General features: G+C 61.1%; 18 protein-coding genes. 13 read left to right on the top strand and 5 right to left on the bottom strand.

Going from position 1 to position 16,181, the window contains the following annotated elements; all coding sequences use genetic code 11:
* Positions 1 to 163 precede the first annotated feature (163 nt).
* The 8 genes from livH (at position 164) to M2397_RS03690 (ending at position 6,495) form a co-directional block, all read left to right on the top strand.
* On the top strand, positions 164 to 1,087 hold the full coding sequence (gene livH / locus M2397_RS03725; RefSeq protein ID WP_003172375.1) for a high-affinity branched-chain amino acid ABC transporter permease LivH: 924 nt from the start codon (positions 164 to 166) through the stop codon (positions 1,085 to 1,087).
* Positions 1,084 to 2,337, top strand: a complete 1,254-nt coding sequence (locus M2397_RS03720) for a high-affinity branched-chain amino acid ABC transporter permease LivM (protein WP_131697197.1) — start codon at positions 1,084 to 1,086, stop codon at positions 2,335 to 2,337. Before livH ends, M2397_RS03720 begins: the two co-directional genes overlap by 4 nt.
* Positions 2,334 to 3,101 (top strand): high-affinity branched-chain amino acid ABC transporter ATP-binding protein LivG, encoded by a 768-nt coding sequence (gene livG / locus M2397_RS03715; protein ID WP_131697198.1) that lies wholly within the window; start codon positions 2,334 to 2,336, stop codon positions 3,099 to 3,101. Before M2397_RS03720 ends, livG begins: the two co-directional genes overlap by 4 nt.
* 1 nt (position 3,102) lies before the next feature.
* A complete protein-coding gene (locus M2397_RS03710; protein ID WP_131697199.1) occupies positions 3,103 to 3,804 on the top strand; it encodes an ABC transporter ATP-binding protein in 702 nt (233 codons plus the stop codon).
* A 237-nt stretch (positions 3,805 to 4,041) separates the two neighbouring features.
* Entirely contained in the window at positions 4,042 to 4,338 is a 297-nt protein-coding gene (locus M2397_RS03705; RefSeq protein WP_259242310.1) for a DUF2282 domain-containing protein, read from the top strand.
* Positions 4,339 to 4,361: 23 nt separating this feature from the next.
* Positions 4,362 to 5,240: a DUF692 domain-containing protein gene (locus tag M2397_RS03700; RefSeq protein ID WP_259242309.1), complete on the top strand. Its 879-nt coding sequence runs from the start codon at positions 4,362 to 4,364 to the stop codon at positions 5,238 to 5,240.
* Positions 5,237 to 6,013 (top strand): DNA-binding domain-containing protein, encoded by a 777-nt coding sequence (locus M2397_RS03695; RefSeq protein ID WP_259242308.1) that lies wholly within the window; start codon positions 5,237 to 5,239, stop codon positions 6,011 to 6,013. Before M2397_RS03700 ends, M2397_RS03695 begins: the two co-directional genes overlap by 4 nt.
* Positions 6,010 to 6,495 carry a DoxX family protein gene (locus M2397_RS03690; protein ID WP_131697202.1) on the top strand — a complete coding sequence of 162 codons (486 nt, stop codon included), beginning with the start codon at positions 6,010 to 6,012 and terminating at the stop codon, positions 6,493 to 6,495. The genes M2397_RS03695 and M2397_RS03690 overlap by 4 nt, the downstream gene beginning before the upstream one ends.
* On the opposite strand, the gene M2397_RS03685 is transcribed toward M2397_RS03690, so the two are convergent.
* Positions 6,492 to 7,400 carry a LysR family transcriptional regulator gene (locus M2397_RS03685; protein ID WP_259242307.1) on the bottom strand — a complete coding sequence of 303 codons (909 nt, stop codon included), beginning with the start codon at positions 7,398 to 7,400 and terminating at the stop codon, positions 6,492 to 6,494. The genes M2397_RS03690 and M2397_RS03685 overlap by 4 nt on opposite strands.
* A 218-nt stretch (positions 7,401 to 7,618) precedes the next feature.
* On the opposite strand from M2397_RS03685, the gene M2397_RS03680 reads away from it, so the two are divergent.
* The 3 genes from M2397_RS03680 (at position 7,619) to M2397_RS03670 (ending at position 10,706) form a co-directional block, all read left to right on the top strand.
* A complete protein-coding gene (locus M2397_RS03680; protein ID WP_259242306.1) occupies positions 7,619 to 8,218 on the top strand; it encodes a short chain dehydrogenase in 600 nt (199 codons plus the stop codon).
* A 96-nt stretch (positions 8,219 to 8,314) separates the two neighbouring features.
* Positions 8,315 to 8,986 carry a COG3650 family protein gene (locus M2397_RS03675; RefSeq protein WP_145334984.1) on the top strand — a complete coding sequence of 224 codons (672 nt, stop codon included), beginning with the start codon at positions 8,315 to 8,317 and terminating at the stop codon, positions 8,984 to 8,986.
* Between the two features lie 106 nt (positions 8,987 to 9,092).
* Positions 9,093 to 10,706 (top strand): NAD(P)/FAD-dependent oxidoreductase, encoded by a 1,614-nt coding sequence (locus tag M2397_RS03670; protein ID WP_092487710.1) that lies wholly within the window; start codon positions 9,093 to 9,095, stop codon positions 10,704 to 10,706.
* Positions 10,707 to 10,766: 60 nt separating this feature from the next.
* Here M2397_RS03670 and M2397_RS03665 read toward each other — a convergent pair whose 3' ends face one another.
* Entirely contained in the window at positions 10,767 to 11,861 is a 1,095-nt protein-coding gene (locus tag M2397_RS03665; protein ID WP_131697207.1) for a PLP-dependent cysteine synthase family protein, read from the bottom strand.
* Positions 11,862 to 12,077: 216 nt separating this feature from the next.
* Here M2397_RS03665 and nhaA point away from each other — a divergent pair, with 216 nt between their 5' ends.
* Positions 12,078 to 13,253 (top strand): Na+/H+ antiporter NhaA, encoded by a 1,176-nt coding sequence (gene nhaA / locus M2397_RS03660; RefSeq protein WP_259242305.1) that lies wholly within the window; start codon positions 12,078 to 12,080, stop codon positions 13,251 to 13,253.
* Positions 13,254 to 13,330: 77 nt separating this feature from the next.
* Here nhaA and M2397_RS03655 read toward each other — a convergent pair whose 3' ends face one another.
* Positions 13,331 to 13,795, bottom strand: coding sequence for a glycine zipper 2TM domain-containing protein (locus M2397_RS03655; RefSeq protein WP_003189251.1), 465 nt, complete (start codon positions 13,793 to 13,795; stop codon positions 13,331 to 13,333).
* Between the two features lie 157 nt (positions 13,796 to 13,952).
* On the opposite strand from M2397_RS03655, the gene M2397_RS03650 reads away from it, so the two are divergent.
* On the top strand, positions 13,953 to 14,213 hold the full coding sequence (locus tag M2397_RS03650; protein ID WP_131697209.1) for a hypothetical protein: 261 nt from the start codon (positions 13,953 to 13,955) through the stop codon (positions 14,211 to 14,213).
* Between the two features lie 36 nt (positions 14,214 to 14,249).
* On the opposite strand, the gene pdxH is transcribed toward M2397_RS03650, so the two are convergent.
* The gene (gene pdxH / locus M2397_RS03645) at positions 14,250 to 14,897 is read right to left on the bottom strand and encodes a pyridoxamine 5'-phosphate oxidase (protein WP_131697210.1); all 648 of its coding nucleotides are present in this window, start codon (positions 14,895 to 14,897) and stop codon (positions 14,250 to 14,252) included.
* Between the two features lie 27 nt (positions 14,898 to 14,924).
* Entirely contained in the window at positions 14,925 to 16,088 is a 1,164-nt protein-coding gene (locus M2397_RS03640; RefSeq protein WP_259242304.1) for an OmpA family protein, read from the bottom strand.
* Positions 16,089 to 16,181: the final 93 nt, after the last annotated feature.

Here is a 16,181-nt window from a genome sequence, read left to right as displayed (position 1 = left end):
GCCTGTCACCCGCGATCCGGGCGCTGGCTCACCTGAAAATCTTAAAACCGTCACCAGCGGTTCGCTGGCAAACGCTTTGTGCAAATGTGCTCACAGAACACAGCACGGGGCCGGAACATGACTCCACCAGTGAAATGCGTATCGGGTTTTTAGGAGCGCTGTAATGCCTGAGATCTATCATTTTTTCCAACAGCTGGTTAATGGCCTGACCATTGGCAGCACCTATGCCTTGATAGCCATTGGCTACACAATGGTTTACGGCATCATTGGAATGATTAACTTCGCCCATGGCGAGGTGTACATGATTGGTTCCTACGTGGCCTTCATCGCCCTCGCCGGGCTGGCCATGATGGGTATCCACTCCCTGCCGCTGTTGATGACCGCCGCGTTCCTGGCGTCGATCGTCGTAACCAGTGCCTATGGCTACAGTATTGAGCGCGTTGCCTACCGTCCCTTGCGTGGCAGCAACCGTTTGATCCCGCTGATTTCCGCCATCGGCATGTCGATTTTCCTGCAGAACACCGTATTGCTGTCCCAGGACTCCAAGGATAAATCCATCCCCAACCTGATCCCGGGGAGCTTCTCCTTCGGTCCGGGCGGTGCGGAAGAAGTGCTGATTTCCTACATGCAGATCCTGGTCTTCGTCGTCACCCTGGTGGCCATGCTGGGCCTGACGCTGTTCATCTCCCGCTCCCGTCTGGGACGCGCCTGCCGGGCCTGCGCCGAAGACATCAAGATGGCCAACCTGTTGGGCATCAACACCAACAACATCATCGCCCTGACCTTCGTGATCGGTGCCGCACTGGCAGCCGTCGCGGCGGTACTGCTGAGCATGCAGTACGGCGTGATCAACCCCAACGCCGGTTTCCTGGTAGGACTCAAGGCCTTTACCGCAGCGGTATTGGGCGGCATCGGCAGTATTCCGGGCGCGATGCTCGGCGGTCTGGTGCTGGGGGTGGCCGAGGCGTTTGGTGCCGATATTTTCGGCGACCAATACAAGGACGTCGTGGCGTTCGGCCTGTTGGTCCTGGTGCTGTTGTTCCGTCCGACCGGCATCCTGGGCCGTCCGGAGGTTGAGAAAGTATGAGCAGATATCTTAAATCGGCGTTTTTCAGCGCCTTGCTGGTGTGGGCAGTGGCCTTCCCGGTACTCGGCCTCAAGCTGAGCATTGTCGGCATCAACCTGGAAGTGCATGGCACCGGTCCCGTGACCCTGACCATCATCGCCCTGTGTTCGGTGCTGATGTTCCTGCGCGTGCTGTTCACCCAGCAGGTCGGCGCTCTGTTCAAGCGCAACCGTGGCCCGTTGGTCTCGCCCAAGGTCAGCCAATTCCTGACCCTGCCGCGCACCCAGCGCTACATCATCATCGGCCTGATCGTGGCCGCGCTGATCTGGCCGTTCTTCGGCTCGCGCGGTGCGGTCGACATCGCCACCCTGATCCTGATCTACGTGTTGCTGGGCCTGGGCCTGAACATCGTGGTGGGCCTCGCCGGCCTGCTCGACCTGGGTTATGTGGGCTTCTACGCCGTGGGTGCCTACACCTATGCGCTGCTCTCGCACTACCTGGGCTGGAGCTTCTGGATCTGCCTGCCGCTGGCCGGCATGGCGGCGGCCACGTTCGGCTTCCTGCTGGGCTTCCCGGTGTTGCGCCTGCGCGGTGACTACCTGGCCATCGTGACCCTGGGCTTCGGAGAAATCATTCGTCTGTTCCTGCGCAACCTGACCGACATCACCGGTGGCCCCAACGGCATCAGCAGCATTCCCAAGCCGACCTTCTTCGGACTGTCGTTCGACCGCACCGCTGCCGAAGGCATGCAGACCTTCCACGAGTACTTCGGGATTGCCTACAACCCGGTGAGCAAAGTGGTGTTCCTGTACCTGGTGGCGCTGTTGCTGGCACTGGCGGCACTGTTCGTGATCAACCGCTTGCTGCGCATGCCCATCGGCCGTGCCTGGGAAGCGTTGCGCGAAGATGAAATCGCCTGCCGTGCCCTGGGCCTGAACCCGACCATCATCAAGCTCTCGGCCTTTACCCTGGGTGCCGCGTTCGCCGGTTTTGCCGGCAGCTTCTTCGCCGCTCGCCAAGGCCTGGTGACCCCGGAGTCGTTCACCTTTATCGAGTCGGCGATCATCCTCGCCATCGTGGTATTGGGCGGCATGGGTTCGCAACTGGGCGTGATCCTGGCGGCGATCGTGATGATCCTGCTGCCGGAAATGATGCGTGAGTTCAGCGAATACCGCATGTTGATGTTCGGCGCCATGATGGTGCTGATGATGATCTGGCGACCTCAAGGCCTGCTGCCCATGCAACGTCCACACATGGAGCTGCGCAAATGAGCCGCGAGATCCTGAAAGTCGAAAACTTGAGCATGCGCTTCGGCGGTTTGCTGGCGGTCAACGGCGTGGCCCTGACCGTGAAAGAGAAACAGGTGGTTGCACTGATCGGCCCCAACGGCGCCGGCAAGACCACGGTGTTCAACTGCCTCACCGGTTTCTACAAACCGAGCGGTGGCAGCATCCTGCTGGACGGCCAGCCGATCCAGGGCCTGGCCGGTCACGAAATCGCTCGCAAGGGCGTGGTGCGGACCTTCCAGAACGTGCGGTTGTTCAAGGACATGACGGCGGTCGAGAACCTGCTGATCGCCCAGCATCGTCACCTGAACACCAACTTCTTTGCAGGCCTGTTCAAGACCCCGGCGTTTCGCAAGAGCGAGCGCGAGGCCATGGAATATGCGGAGTACTGGCTGGACAAGGTCAACCTCACCGAGTTCGCCAACCGCCCCGCCGGCACCCTGGCCTATGGTCAGCAACGTCGCCTGGAAATCGCCCGCTGCATGATGACCCGCCCGCGGATCCTGATGCTCGACGAACCGGCCGCCGGCCTGAACCCCAAGGAAACCGAAGACCTCAAGGCGCTGATCGGCGTGTTGCGTGAGGAAAACAACGCCACGGTGCTGTTGATCGAACACGACATGAAACTGGTCATGAGCATTTCCGACCATATCGTGGTGATCAACCAGGGCACGCCGCTGGCGGACGGGACGCCGGAGCAGATCCGCGGCAATCCTGAAGTGATCAAAGCCTATCTGGGGGAAGCGTAAAATGCTGCAATTCGAAAACGTTTCCACTTTCTACGGCAAGATCCAGGCCTTGCACAACGTCAACGTGGAAGTGCGCCAGGGTGAGATCGTCACGCTGATCGGCGCCAACGGCGCCGGCAAGTCGACCTTGCTGATGACCTTGTGCGGCTCGCCGCAGGCCCACAGCGGCAGCATCCGCTACATGGGTGAAGAGCTGGTGGGCCAGCAGTCATCGCACATCATGCGCAAGAGCATTGCCGTGGTGCCGGAAGGCCGCCGGGTGTTCTCACGCCTGACCGTGGAGGAAAACCTGGCCATGGGCGGGTTCTTCACCGACAAGGGCGACTACCAGGAGCAGATGGACAAGGTGCTGCACCTGTTCCCTCGTCTCAAGGAGCGCTTCAGCCAGCGCGGCGGCACCATGTCCGGCGGCGAGCAGCAAATGCTCGCCATCGGCAGGGCGCTGATGAGCAAGCCCAAGCTGTTGCTGTTGGACGAACCGTCCCTGGGCCTGGCACCGATCATCATCCAGCAGATCTTCGACATCATCGAACAGCTGCGCAAGGACGGTGTAACGGTGTTCCTCGTGGAGCAGAACGCCAACCAGGCGCTGAAAATCGCCGACCGCGCCTACGTGCTGGAAAACGGCCGGGTGGTGATGCAGGGCACTGGCGAGCAGTTGCTGACCGACCCGAAGGTACGTGAGGCGTACTTGGGCGGTTAACACCCGGTTGCGGCACGAACCGGATCTCAATGTGGGAGGGGGCTTGCCCCCGATGGCGGTACATCAGTCACATGCTCTGTGCCTGACACCCTGCCATCGGGAGCAAGCTCCCTCCCACATTTTTTTGCATTGTTTGAAATTATTTAGTCTGGCCTTGTAACGAACATCCTCCTCCCGCCTCTAGTGGTGCAAGCAGGCATTCAAGCCCGCTCCTCAACCTACTGCTGGAGATCCACCATGACGACCAAACTGTCCGCCGCTTCCCTCGTCCTCGCCCTGAGTTCGGCCTTGAGCCTCTCCGCCCTGACCACCAGCGCCCACGCTGCCGACGACATGCAGAAGTGCTTCGGCGTCGCTGAAGCCGGCAAGAACGATTGCGCCGCCGGTGCCGGCACGTCCTGCGCCGGCACCTCGAAGACCAAGGATCAGGCCAACGCCTGGAAACTTGTCCCGGCCGGCACCTGCACCCAAACCCCAAGCGCCACCTCGCCGACCGGTTTCGGCCAGGAAGCCGCCTTCACCGCCAAGTCCTGAAACCCTGCCTCGCCTGAGTACGGATGATGACGCTTTCACGCCTGCCCACAGTCTCACCGGTTCAGGTGCCCGGCCTCCCCTGTCGGGCTGGGCTGGGGCTGAAGCACGAGCACTTCCAGGAAGTGCTCGATACTTCCCCCGACATCGGTTTTTTTGAAGTGCACGCCGAAAACTACATGGTGGCCGGCGGCCCGTTTCATCACTACCTGGGGTTGATTCGCGAACGTTACCCCCTGTCGTTGCACGGCGTGGGCCTGTCCATCGGTGGCAAAGGCCCGCTCAACCGTGAGCACCTGGGGCGCTTGGCCGTACTGATCGAACGCTACCAACCCCACTCATTTTCCGAACACCTGGCCTGGTCCAGCCACGGCCCGGCGTTTCTCAACGACCTGCTGCCCCTGGCTTATGACGCCGCCACCTTGAGTCAGGTATGCGAGCACGTCGACCAGGTACAGTGCGCTCTCAAGCGGCCGATGCTGCTGGAGAACCCATCGACCTACCTGCAGTTCCAACGCTCCACCCTGGACGAGACCGACTTCATCGGCGAGATCATCCGCCGCACCGGCTGCGGCCTGCTGTTGGACGTGAACAACGTCTACGTGTCATGCATCAACCACCAGCGCGACCCTCTGGTCTACATCAACGCCTTACCGTTGCGCGCCGTGGGTGAGATTCATCTGGCCGGCTTCGCCGAAGACACCGACAGCCTGGGCGATCGCCTGCTGATCGATGACCACGGCGCGCCCATCGATAACGCAGTGTGGCTGCTATACGAACACGTGCTCGCGCTGATGGGCCCGGTCGCAACACTGATCGAGCGCGACAACCAAGTGCCGGCCTTCAGTGCGTTGTACGCGGAGGCCCAACACGCTGAACGGTATTTATCGCAGGTCCACCCATGAGCCTTCACGACGCCTTTGCCAGCGCCTTGCTGGCGCCCGACCAGCCTTGCCCCCACGGCCTGTTCAGCAGCAACGGGGCCGATCCGGCCAGTCGTTTTGCGGTGTATCGCAACAATGTTCACAGTTCGTTGATCAAGGCGTTGGCAACGGCTTATCCCGTAACGGCGCAATTGGTAGGCGATGAATTTTTCCGCGCCATGGCCGGCATTTTCGTACAGGCATACCCGCCTGCCAGCCCGCTGATCAGCGAGTACGGCAGCACATTCGCCGACTTTATCCAGGGGTTTGAACCGGCCGCCAGCGTGCCTTACCTGGCCGATGTGGCCCGATTGGAACGCTTGCGGGTTCGCGCTTATCACGCAGCGGATACAACCTTGGTAGATCCGCAAACCGTACTGCAGCAACTGCAAGCCCAAGCGACGCTGGGGGCGCTGCATCTGCAACTGCACCCGTCCGTTGGCACATTGAACTCCGCCTACGCAGTGGTTGCGGTATGGGCGGCACACCAGACCGAGGGCGCCCTGGCCACCCTGGATCCCTGGCATGCCCAAGGCGCGCTGGTGTTGCGCCAAGGGTTGAATGTCAAGGTCTTCGCCATCGACGGCGGCTCGGTCGCCTTTATCAATAGCCTGAAACGCGGCTCGGCGCTGGAAATGGCCGTCGCAAATGCCCTCGAGGCCAGCGCCGAGTTCGACCTGCACCAATGCCTCACGCTGCTGATCAACCACAACGCCCTCACTCATCTGCTCCCAGAACAACAGGTATCGCCATGAGCACTTCCGATTCGTGCCTGATCAAACAGGCCATCGCACTTTTCGAGAAAATCCCGTACAGCCTGCTCGCGTTTATTGCGCGCTTCTCCATTGCGGCAGTGTTCTGGAAATCCGGGCAAACCAAGGTCGAAGGCATTGCCATTGACCTGATCAACGGCACGTTCGAACTTGGTATCCCCAGACTCGCCGCCTCGACATTGCCGCTGTTTCGCAGTGAATACCATGTGCCGTTGCTGTCGCCCGAAGTGGCCGCGTACATGGCGGCGTTTGCCGAGCACTTCTTCCCGGTGCTGATCCTGGTGGGCCTGGCCACGCGCTTCTCGGCCCTGGCCTTGATCGGCATGACCCTGGTCATTCAGTTGTTCGTGTACCCGGACGCCTACCCTACCCACGGCACTTGGATTGCGCTGCTGTTGCTGTTGGTCGCCAAAGGGCCGGGCAGCCTGTCCATCGACCACCTGATTGCGCGCCGCTACCGTTAAAGCCGATCCAGTGCCTCGCCGCCGCGCTTGAACCAGTCCACCAGGTAGTCGGCCAATACTTGGGTACGCCTCGGCAGGCCGCCTTGATAAGGATGGACCAGGTACATCGGCATACTCCGCGTCTGGTAATAGCGCAGGAGCCAACGCAATCGACCGTCAGCCAACTCCGTCGGCAGTACGTAGGACGGCAAGCGGGCGATCCCGGCCCCCACCAGGGCAGCCTTCTTCAGCAGGTTGTAATGGTTGGAGGCAAAGGTGCCGCCCACCCTCACCCGCAACAACTCGTGCTGCTGGTGATACAGCCATTCCTCGCGGCCGCTGTAGTGGCTGTTGAGTAAACAGGTGTGCGCCGCAAGATCCCCAGGGGTCAGTGGTTCGCCGTGCTGCTCCAGATAAGCGGGACTGGCACAGGTCATCTCGTGCCAGGCCAGCAGCGGCTTGGCCACCAGACGCTCGTTTTCAATCGCCCCCGAACGCACCCCCAAGTCAAAGCCGTCTCGCGCCAGATCTCGGTAGCTGTTGTTGAGCTCCAGCTCGATCTGCACCTGGGGATAGTGCTTGGAAAACTCCAGCAACAAACCATCGAAGAAGGTTTCCCCTAATGAAACCGGAACCGTCATACGCACAGGCCCGGTCAAATCGTCCTTGAGACGCGCCAATGCCTGACGGGCGCGATCCACCTGCACCACCAGCGCTTGCGCCTGGGGCAACAACGCCGCACCGGCGGCGGTCAGGCTGAGCCTGCGTGTGGTGCGGTGCAACAAGACCACACAGAACTGCGCTTCCAAGTGGCTGATGCGCTTGGACAACTGGCCCTTGCTGCAACCCAGTTGCTCGGCCGCCACGGTAAAACTGCCGGCTTCGATCAATACGGCGAAGGCTGCCAGATCATCCATCTCGCTCATGGACTGTTTCCATTTGAAAACCAAAGGTTGCCTATTAGCACGTTTATCTACTTGAAAAGCCACCCTAGACTTGATGCCTACCCCTACTGTAGGAGAAGGAGCTTGCTCGCGAAAATCGTCAACGCTAACGCGGTCAGCCTGGTACACAGCGGCGCTTTTGCGTTTTTCGCGGGCAAGCCCGCTCCTACAGTTCCTGATAAACCCAGAGGAACAGCACCATGAAAATCCTATTGATTGGCGCCGGCGGCACCATCGGCTCGGCAGTCAAGGCCGAACTGGCCCAGCGTCATGAGGTGATCAGCATTGGCCGCAGCAGCGGCGACTTCCAGGTGGATATCAGCGACAGCTTCTCGATCCGCAAACTGTTCGAGCAGACCGGCAAATTCGACGCACTCGTCTGCGCTGCAGGCAACGTGAATTTCGTGGCGCTGGGGGATATGAGCGAAAGCGATTTTGAGCTGGGCTTGCGTGACAAGTTGATGGGGCAGGTCAACCTGCTGTTGATCGGCCGCGAGTATGCCAACGACGGCGCATCGTTCACCTTCACCAGTGGCATTCTCAACCGTGACCCGATCCGTACTGGCGCTTCGGCTGCGCTGGTCAATGGCGCGCTGGATGCGTTCGTCAAAGCCACTGCGATCGAACTGCCACGAGGTTTACGCATCAACTCCGTAAGCCCCACGGTCCTGCTGGAAGCCATGGGCAGCTACGCGCCGTACTTCCGTGGCTACAAGCCGGCTGCTGGCGCCGACGTGGCATTGGCCTACGCCAAAAGTGTGGAGGGCTTACAGACCGGTCAAACCTTTACCGTCGGCTGAATGTGAAGTCGGTAAGAAATGCCTGAAGCTGGCGGACGGGGTTGTGATGCAGCGCCAGCCTGCGTAACGTGGCGGCACTTGTCTGGAGACCCGATAATGCGTGCCGCCCGTACCCTCGCCCTGTTTGCCTTGCTTCCTTTGTTCGCCGCGTGCCAGATGTTCGAAAACGAGCCGGCCAAACCGTCTACCGTCGGGCTGACCCGTATGCAGGGTGAACTCACGGCGGTGGGTGGCAAACTGCTGTTCCAGCCGTGCGACGATAAACGCAACTATGTCGTCAACGACACCAGCGGCACCAGCATCCTGCAGGAAGCCGCCTCCCTGGCCGGCCAGCAAGGAGCACTGTTTGCCGACTTGCGTGGCAAGTTCTCTGGCGTCGCCAGCGGCACCCAAGGCAGCGTCGACCTGCAACAGCTCTACCGCGTAGAGCGCTCGACCTCTGCCTGCACCGACCCGGACTTCAAGCGCATGACCCTGCGGGCCAACGGCCACAAGCCGGCCTGGGCCATGAACGTCACCGCCAAGGGCATGGTGCTGGAGCGTGAAGGCCAGCCGCCACTGGCGGTGCCTTATGTCGAAGAGCAAATCGGCGACGGCCGCTTCAACCTGATGACCGAAGCCAACAACCAGCACATCGAACTGTGGGTAGCGCCGCAACGCTGCATCGACAGCGTCAGCGGCAGCCTGCAACACATGACTGCGGAATTGCGCGTCAACGGTCAGGTACAGCGCGGTTGCGCGGCGTTTGGTGGTTCTCGGGACGACTGATTCAGCGCTGCGCTGTTTTAACCTGACGGAAAACCGCCATTGAGGCTTATAATCGCCGGTTTGCAAAACAGCCGGCCTCTTTGTCCGCCGCCTACCGGATCCTGTCATGTTACGAATCACCGAACTCAAGCTGCCCATCGACCATCCCGAAGAAGACCTGCGGCCTGCCATCGTGCAGCGCCTGGGCATCGCCAGTGATGACCTGCTCGATTTCACCCTGTTCAAACGCAGCTACGACGCGCGCAAGAAGTCGTCGGAGCTGTGCTTCATCTACACCATCGACCTTAACGTGAAGGGTGAGGCCGCCCTGCTGCTCAAGTTTGCCGATGACCGCAACGTCAACCCGGCGCCGGACGTCAGCTACAAGGTAGTGGGCCAGGCCCCGGAAGGCTTGGTCGAACGGCCTGTGGTCGTCGGTTTTGGCCCGTGCGGTATCTTCGCCGGGCTGTTGCTGGCACAGATGGGCTTCAAGCCGATCATCCTCGAACGCGGCAAGGAAGTACGCCAGCGCACCAAGGACACCTGGGGCCTGTGGCGCAAAAGCGTGCTCAACCCCGAGTCCAACGTGCAGTTCGGTGAAGGCGGCGCCGGGACCTTCTCCGACGGCAAGCTCTACAGCCAGATCAAGGACCCGAAATTCCACGGCCGCAAAGTCCTGCACGAGTTCGTCAAGGCCGGCGCGCCGGAAGAAATCCTCTACGTCAGCAAGCCGCACATCGGCACCTTCCGTCTGACCGGCGTGGTGGAAAACATGCGCGAGCAGATCATCGCCCTGGGCGGTGAAGTGCGCTTCGAGCAACGGGTGACCGACGTGCTGATCGAAGACGGCCAGTTGAATGGCGTGGTCATCGACGGTGGTGAGCAGATCCTCTCCAAGCATGTGATCCTGGCCCTCGGCCACAGCGCCCGCGACACCTTCCGCATGCTCCACGGCCGTGGTGTATACATGGAAGCCAAACCGTTCTCGGTGGGTTTCCGGATCGAACACCCGCAATCGCTGATCGACGCCGCCCGCCTGGGCAAATATGCCGGGCACCCAAAGCTGGGCGCCGCCGACTACAAGCTGGTGCACCACGCCAAGAACGGCCGTTCGGTCTACAGCTTCTGCATGTGCCCGGGTGGCACCGTGGTGGCCGCGACCTCCGAGCCGAACCGTGTGGTGACCAACGGCATGAGCCAGTACTCGCGTAACGAGCGCAATGCCAACTCCGGCATCGTGGTCGGCATCACGCCGGAAGTGGATTACCCAGGCGGCCCGCTGGCGGGTATCGAGTTGCAGGAGCGCCTGGAGTCCCACGCCTACATCCTCGGCGGCAGCAACTACGAGGCCCCGGCACAGTTGGTCGGCGACTTTATCGCCGGTAAGCCGTCCACGGCCATCGGCAGTGTGGAACCGTCCTACAAGCCAGGTGTGGCCCTGGGGGACCTGGCCCTGGCCTTGCCGGACTTCGCCATCGAAGCGATCCGCGAAGCACTGCCGGCGTTCGAGAAGCAGATCAAAGGCTACTCGCTGCACGATGCCGTGTTGACCGGTATCGAGACGCGCACCTCGTCGCCGCTGCGGATTACCCGTGACGAATCGATGCAGAGCTTGAACGTGAAAGGCCTGTTCCCGGCCGGTGAAGGCGCTGGCTATGCGGGCGGGATTCTGTCGGCCGGTGTTGACGGGATTCGGATTGCCGAGGCGTTGGCGCGGGATATGCTCGGCATCGAGGCCTGAGAACGGCGCAAATTAAATGTGGAGGGGGCAAGCCCCCTCCCACATTGGTTTTGCGTTGTATCAGATATTCGCGCGCAGGATGTCGGCTGGCAATGGCTCGCCCTGCTCCACGCTGGCCGCAACGGCCGTGATCAACCCCTCGAGTGCATAGCCCTGCCCCGCCAACCACGCCTGATCGTAATAGGTCGTTGCATACCGCTCGCCCCCATCACACAAGATCGCCACGATCGAACCTGACTGCCCCGCCGCTTTCATCTGCTGCGCCGCCACTAATGCGCCAATCAGGTTGGTCCCGCTGGAACCGCCGACTCGCCGCCCCAGGCGTTCAGCCAGGTAATGCATGGCCGCCAGCGACAGCGCATCCGGCACCTTGACCATCGCATCAATCACGTTGGGTAGAAACGACGCCTCGACCCGTGGCCGGCCAATGCCTTCGATACGCGAACCGCAGTCCAGGCGCAGGCTGGCGTCGCCGCTCCGGTAGAAATCGAAAAACACCGAGCGCTCGGCATCGGCACACAACACGCGGGTGCAGTGCTGGCGATAACGCACATAACGGCCCAGCGTCGCGGTGGTGCCGCCGGTACCGGGGCTGGAAATCAACCAGCTCGGTTCCGGGTGCTGCTCAAAGCGCATCTGCTGGAAGATCGACTCGGCGATGTTGTTGTTCGCCCGCCAGTCGGTGGCACGCTCGGCATAAGTGAACTGATCCATGAAATGACCGCCGCTTTCCTGCGCCAAGCGTTCGGACTCGGCGTAGATCTGCGTGGGATCCTGTACCAGATGGCTCTTGCCGCCGTAGAACGCAATCTGCGCGATCTTTTCCTGGGATGTCGTGGCGGGCATCACCGCAATGAACGGCACCCCGAGCAGCCGGGCAAAGTACGCTTCGGAAATCGCCGTCGACCCGCTGGAGGCTTCAATTACCGGTGCGCCCGGCTTGAGCCAGCCATTGCACAGCGCGTATAGGAACAGCGAACGGGCCAGCCGATGTTTCAGGCTGCCGGTGGGGTGGCTGGACTCATCCTTGAAGTACAACTCGATGCCCGGCAGGCCCGGTAGCGGTAACGGAATCAGATGGGTGTCAGCACTGCGCTGGAAGTCCGCTTCAATGATGCGAATGGCTTCGCGGGCCCAGGGACGGTGGTCGCTCATGAGGGAGATCTCTAAGGATTTCAGCACCAATCTTAGGATGTTTCCAACATTGCACACAGATACAGTGACGACTCAATTGGACACACAATTGCTAGGCTTTGACGCTACGCCACCCTAGCGCATCTCTTATAACAAATAAGAATATAACTTTTGTTTTAACAACTAACGGTACGGGTTAGGGTACCCACCTGTTGAACCTGGATTGGAGAGCATCCCTTGCCTCTGCGTAGCACTTTCACCCGTTTTTTCCAGCTGGAAGCCGCCAGCGGCCTGTTGTTGATCGCCGCTGCCGCCTTGGCGCTGATCATCAACAACTCTCCGTTGTCGCACCTGTATGGCGCATTTCTCGACGTGCCGGTGGTAGCCCAGATCGGCGCGCTGCAAATCGCCAAGCCCGCGCTGCTGTGGATCAACGATGGCCTGATGGCCCTGTTCTTTCTGCTGATCGGCCTGGAGGTCAAGCGCGAGCTGCTTGACGGTCACCTGTCCAAGCCTTCGCAAGTGGTGCTACCCGGCGCAGCCGCCATCGGCGGTATGGTGGTGCCGGCGCTGATCTACTGGGCCATCAACAAGGACTACCCCGCCGCCCTCTCCGGCTGGGCAATCCCGATGGCCACCGACATCGCCTTCGCACTGGGCGTCCTGGCACTGCTGGGCAAGCGGGTGCCGGTGTCCTTGAAGCTGTTCCTGATGACCCTGGCCATCATCGACGACCTTGGCGCGATCATTGTTATTGCAGTGTTCTATTCCGCCGACCTGTCCGGTGCAGCCCTGGCTGGCGCGGGCGCCTGCCTGGTTGCCTTGATTGCAATGAACCGCCTGGGCGTGATCAAGCTCGGGCCCTACCTGATCATCGGCCTGATCCTGTGGGTGTGCGTACTCAAGAGCGGCGTACACGCCACCCTGGCCGGCGTGACCCTGGCGTTCTGCATCCCGATGCGCACCAAAAATGCTGAACCCTCGCCGCTGCTCACGCTGGAACACGCCCTGCACCCGTGGGTGGCCTACGGCATCCTGCCGCTGTTCGCCTTTGCCAACGCCGGCGTTTCACTCACCGGGGTCAGCCTGGAAAGCTTCACCCACCACGTGCCCATGGGCATTGCCACTGGCCTATTGATCGGCAAGACCGTCGGTGTGTTCGGCTTCACCTGGCTGGCCATCAAGACCGGCCTCGCAGCACTGCCGGGCGGCGCCAACTGGGGCCAGGTCTTCGGCGTGGCAATCCTGTGCGGCATCGGCTTCACCATGAGCCTGTTTGTCGGCTCCCTGGCGTTTGTGCCGGGTGCCAGTGAGTTTGCCGGGGAGGATCGAATGGGGATCCTGACCGGGTCAATACTCGCGGCGTGTATTGGTTACGCGGTGACGGCGCTGGCGAGTCGCAAAAAAGCCTGAGCCGACTCAAACGCAGCCCATAAAAAACCCCAACCGGTCACCCGGTTGGGGTTTTTCTTTTGCCTGCAGCTTACCGGTCAGCGAGTAACGCGGCTGGTGCCATCAACCGTCATGATGCGTACGCGATCACCGATGCGGAAGATTTCATTTTCCTGCACGGCTTGTACGTAGGCGCGCATGCTGCCGTCGTCTTCGCGAACGGTGATTTCCACGCCCTGGGTGCGGGTCAGGCCTTCTTCGGTGGCCGAGCCCAGCAGGCCGCCGGCAACGGCGCCGATCACGGCAGTCACGATACTGCCACGGCCACCGCCGATGGCGCTGCCGCCAACACCACCGATGACCGCACCCGCAGCGCCGCCGATTGGGGTCTTGGTGCCTTCGATTTTCACCGGGCGCAGGGATTCGATGGTACCCATGCGTACGGTCTGTACACGACGCGCTTCGTCACGGGAGTACGAGTCGCCGGTCAGACTCGAAGCGCAGCCGCCCAGCAGAAGCGACAGGGTGGTAAAGCAGGCAACCAGTAAAACGGACTTACGCATAGCATCAACTCCAAAGGACAGGTATTCATTAAACGCTGCGGCTTGACGCCTGTCACGGCAAGCCAGGCAGAAAATTGCTTTCATTCAGCCTCAGTACAGACACCTCATACCAGAGATACCGACCAACGGTACCACTCTCATCGTAACCAGGAACTTCATGGACTATTTCATCATTGTAGTCATTACCGTCGCCGGCCTGTACTTCCATGGCTGGTTGTACCTGCGTATCAAACGCTGGATAGACCGCGACCTGGCACTCTCCCTGGCGGGCGAAGACCTGCACAAGCGCGCCTATATGTTGCAACAACTGGAGCAGGCTCGGGCGTCGAAGATCAAGCGAGGCGACTTGCCGCAGTGGCTGAAGAACGCCGCACAGCACTACACAGCCGAAACCTCTTCAACAGAGACTTCGGTGTGATCGACATCATTCCAGTGGGATGACGAAAGGTGCCGCTCAGGGCGCCAGGCGCTCGCGGGACCATTTGGTCCCTTGCAGGCGGTAGTTCAGGCGATCATGCAGGCGGCTGGCGCGGCCTTGCCAGAACTCGATACGCTCCGGCAACAGGCGATAGCCTCCCCAATGCTCGGGGCAATCGGGCTGGGTATCGCTGAAACGCTGTTCGGTGGCCTTGAGCAGGTCCTGGAGTTCTTCACGGTCGCGAATGACCTGGCTCTGCGGAGAGGCCCAGGCGCCTAAACGACTGCCCAGGGGGCGGACCTGATAATAAGCGTCGGACTCCTCAGGCGTGACCTTGACCACCCGCCCTTCAATGCGCACCTGGCGTTCCAGGGTCGGCCAGAAGAACGTCATGGCCGCAAACGGCCGCGCCGCGAGCTGTTCGCCCTTGGCGCTCTGATAGTTGGTGAAGAAGGTAAAGCCCTGCGCATCCAGGCCCTTGAGCAGCAGGATGCGGCAGTGCGGGCGACCGTCCTGGTCGACCGTAGCCAGGGTCATGGCATTGGCTTCCACCGGTGGCTGCTCGGTTTTCACCGCATCGGCAAACCACTGGTGGAACAACGCAAACGGCTCGTTCGGGGCCTGGGCCTCGCTCAAACCGTCCCGTGTGTAGTCACGGCGCATATCGGCCAGTGCCTGAGTCATGCGGCTTTATCCTCGTGGTTCAGCGGATCAGTTTTTCGCCTGGTCGTTCGCAGCCGGTGTAGCCGCCTTGGCTTTGGCCGGGGCCGGTTTCTTGGCAGCTGGCTTGGCCGGGGCTTTTTTAGCCGCTGGCTTGGCAGCCGCTTTTTTAGCGGCGGGTGCCTTTTTAGTCGGGGCCTTGGCGGCCGGGGCCGGGGCTGGAACGTTCTGCACCGCAACCATTTCGGCTACAGGCGGAGTCTTGCCCGACTGATACTTGCTCAACAGCGCCAGCATGGTCGTGCGCTGGGTGAACATGATTTCCATGCGACGGTTCAAGGCACGGCCCTGTGTGCTGTCGTTGGCGGCACGCGGCATCAGGTCACCCATGCCACGCAGCATCAGGCGGTCCTGTTTCAAGCCACTGAGGCTGAAGATCGAGGCAATGGACTGCGCGCGTTCCCTGGTCAACGCCTGGCTGGCAGGCGCGGTACCAGTGGCATCCACGTGTCCCAGGACCAGCACGGCGGTTTTGGGATCGGATTCAACCGCCTTGGCGACGCGAGTGAACGGACCCAGGGTAACCGGCAGCAGCATCGCCGGGCGTTTCGGGTTGTAGGAGCCGTCTACCGGAGCAATCACGACGAGCACGTTGTCGCGACGTTCCAGTTGCAGGTTGCTGTCCTTGATGGCGGCGCGCAGGCGCGGCTCATAGTCGTCCAACCAGGCCTGGGTGACTTTCGGGTCAGGCATCGGCACATTGGTCACGTCGACCTTGGCCAATGGCTTGGGTTTGCTTTCGAACGGCCACCACCAGTGGGTTTCGCTGTCGGTCTTGGCGACGGCAGGCGCGGCGTCTGGAGCCGGGGTCGCGGCCTTGAGGTCGGCTTTCAGGTCAGCCTTGGCATCAGCGGCCTTCTCGTCAGCGCTCTTGGAGGAGAACGGCCACCAGCTCGAACCGGTGTCAGCCTTGGCGGCCGGCGCTGGCGCGGCGGCAACAGGCGCAGCAGCTGCGGCTACAGGTGCGGCAGGCTTGGCGCCTGCAGCGGGTTTGGCATCCGGCTTGGCGTCGGTTTGGGTCACTGCGTCCTTGGTAGTGGCCTTATCCGACCCAAATGACCACCAATGCCCGCCCTCGGCATCATTTTGTGGAGTTTGTGCGCAACCGGTAATAGTGAGGCAAAGCGCCAGTGCCAAGGACTTGTTCGATAACATGAGATATCCACAAAATGAGAAAAGAAACGGGGGTCTCGATGACCCGTTAAACAGACGCTTACAGAACATTAAAGTTACATCATTTCGTTCAGC

Origin of the sequence: Pseudomonas sp. BIGb0381, from assembly GCF_024809815.1 — a bacterium.
GTDB lineage: Bacteria > Pseudomonadota > Gammaproteobacteria > Pseudomonadales > Pseudomonadaceae > Aquipseudomonas.
The sequence above is the reverse complement of the archived record's forward strand: the minus strand, read 5'-3'. Positions and strand labels throughout refer to the sequence as shown.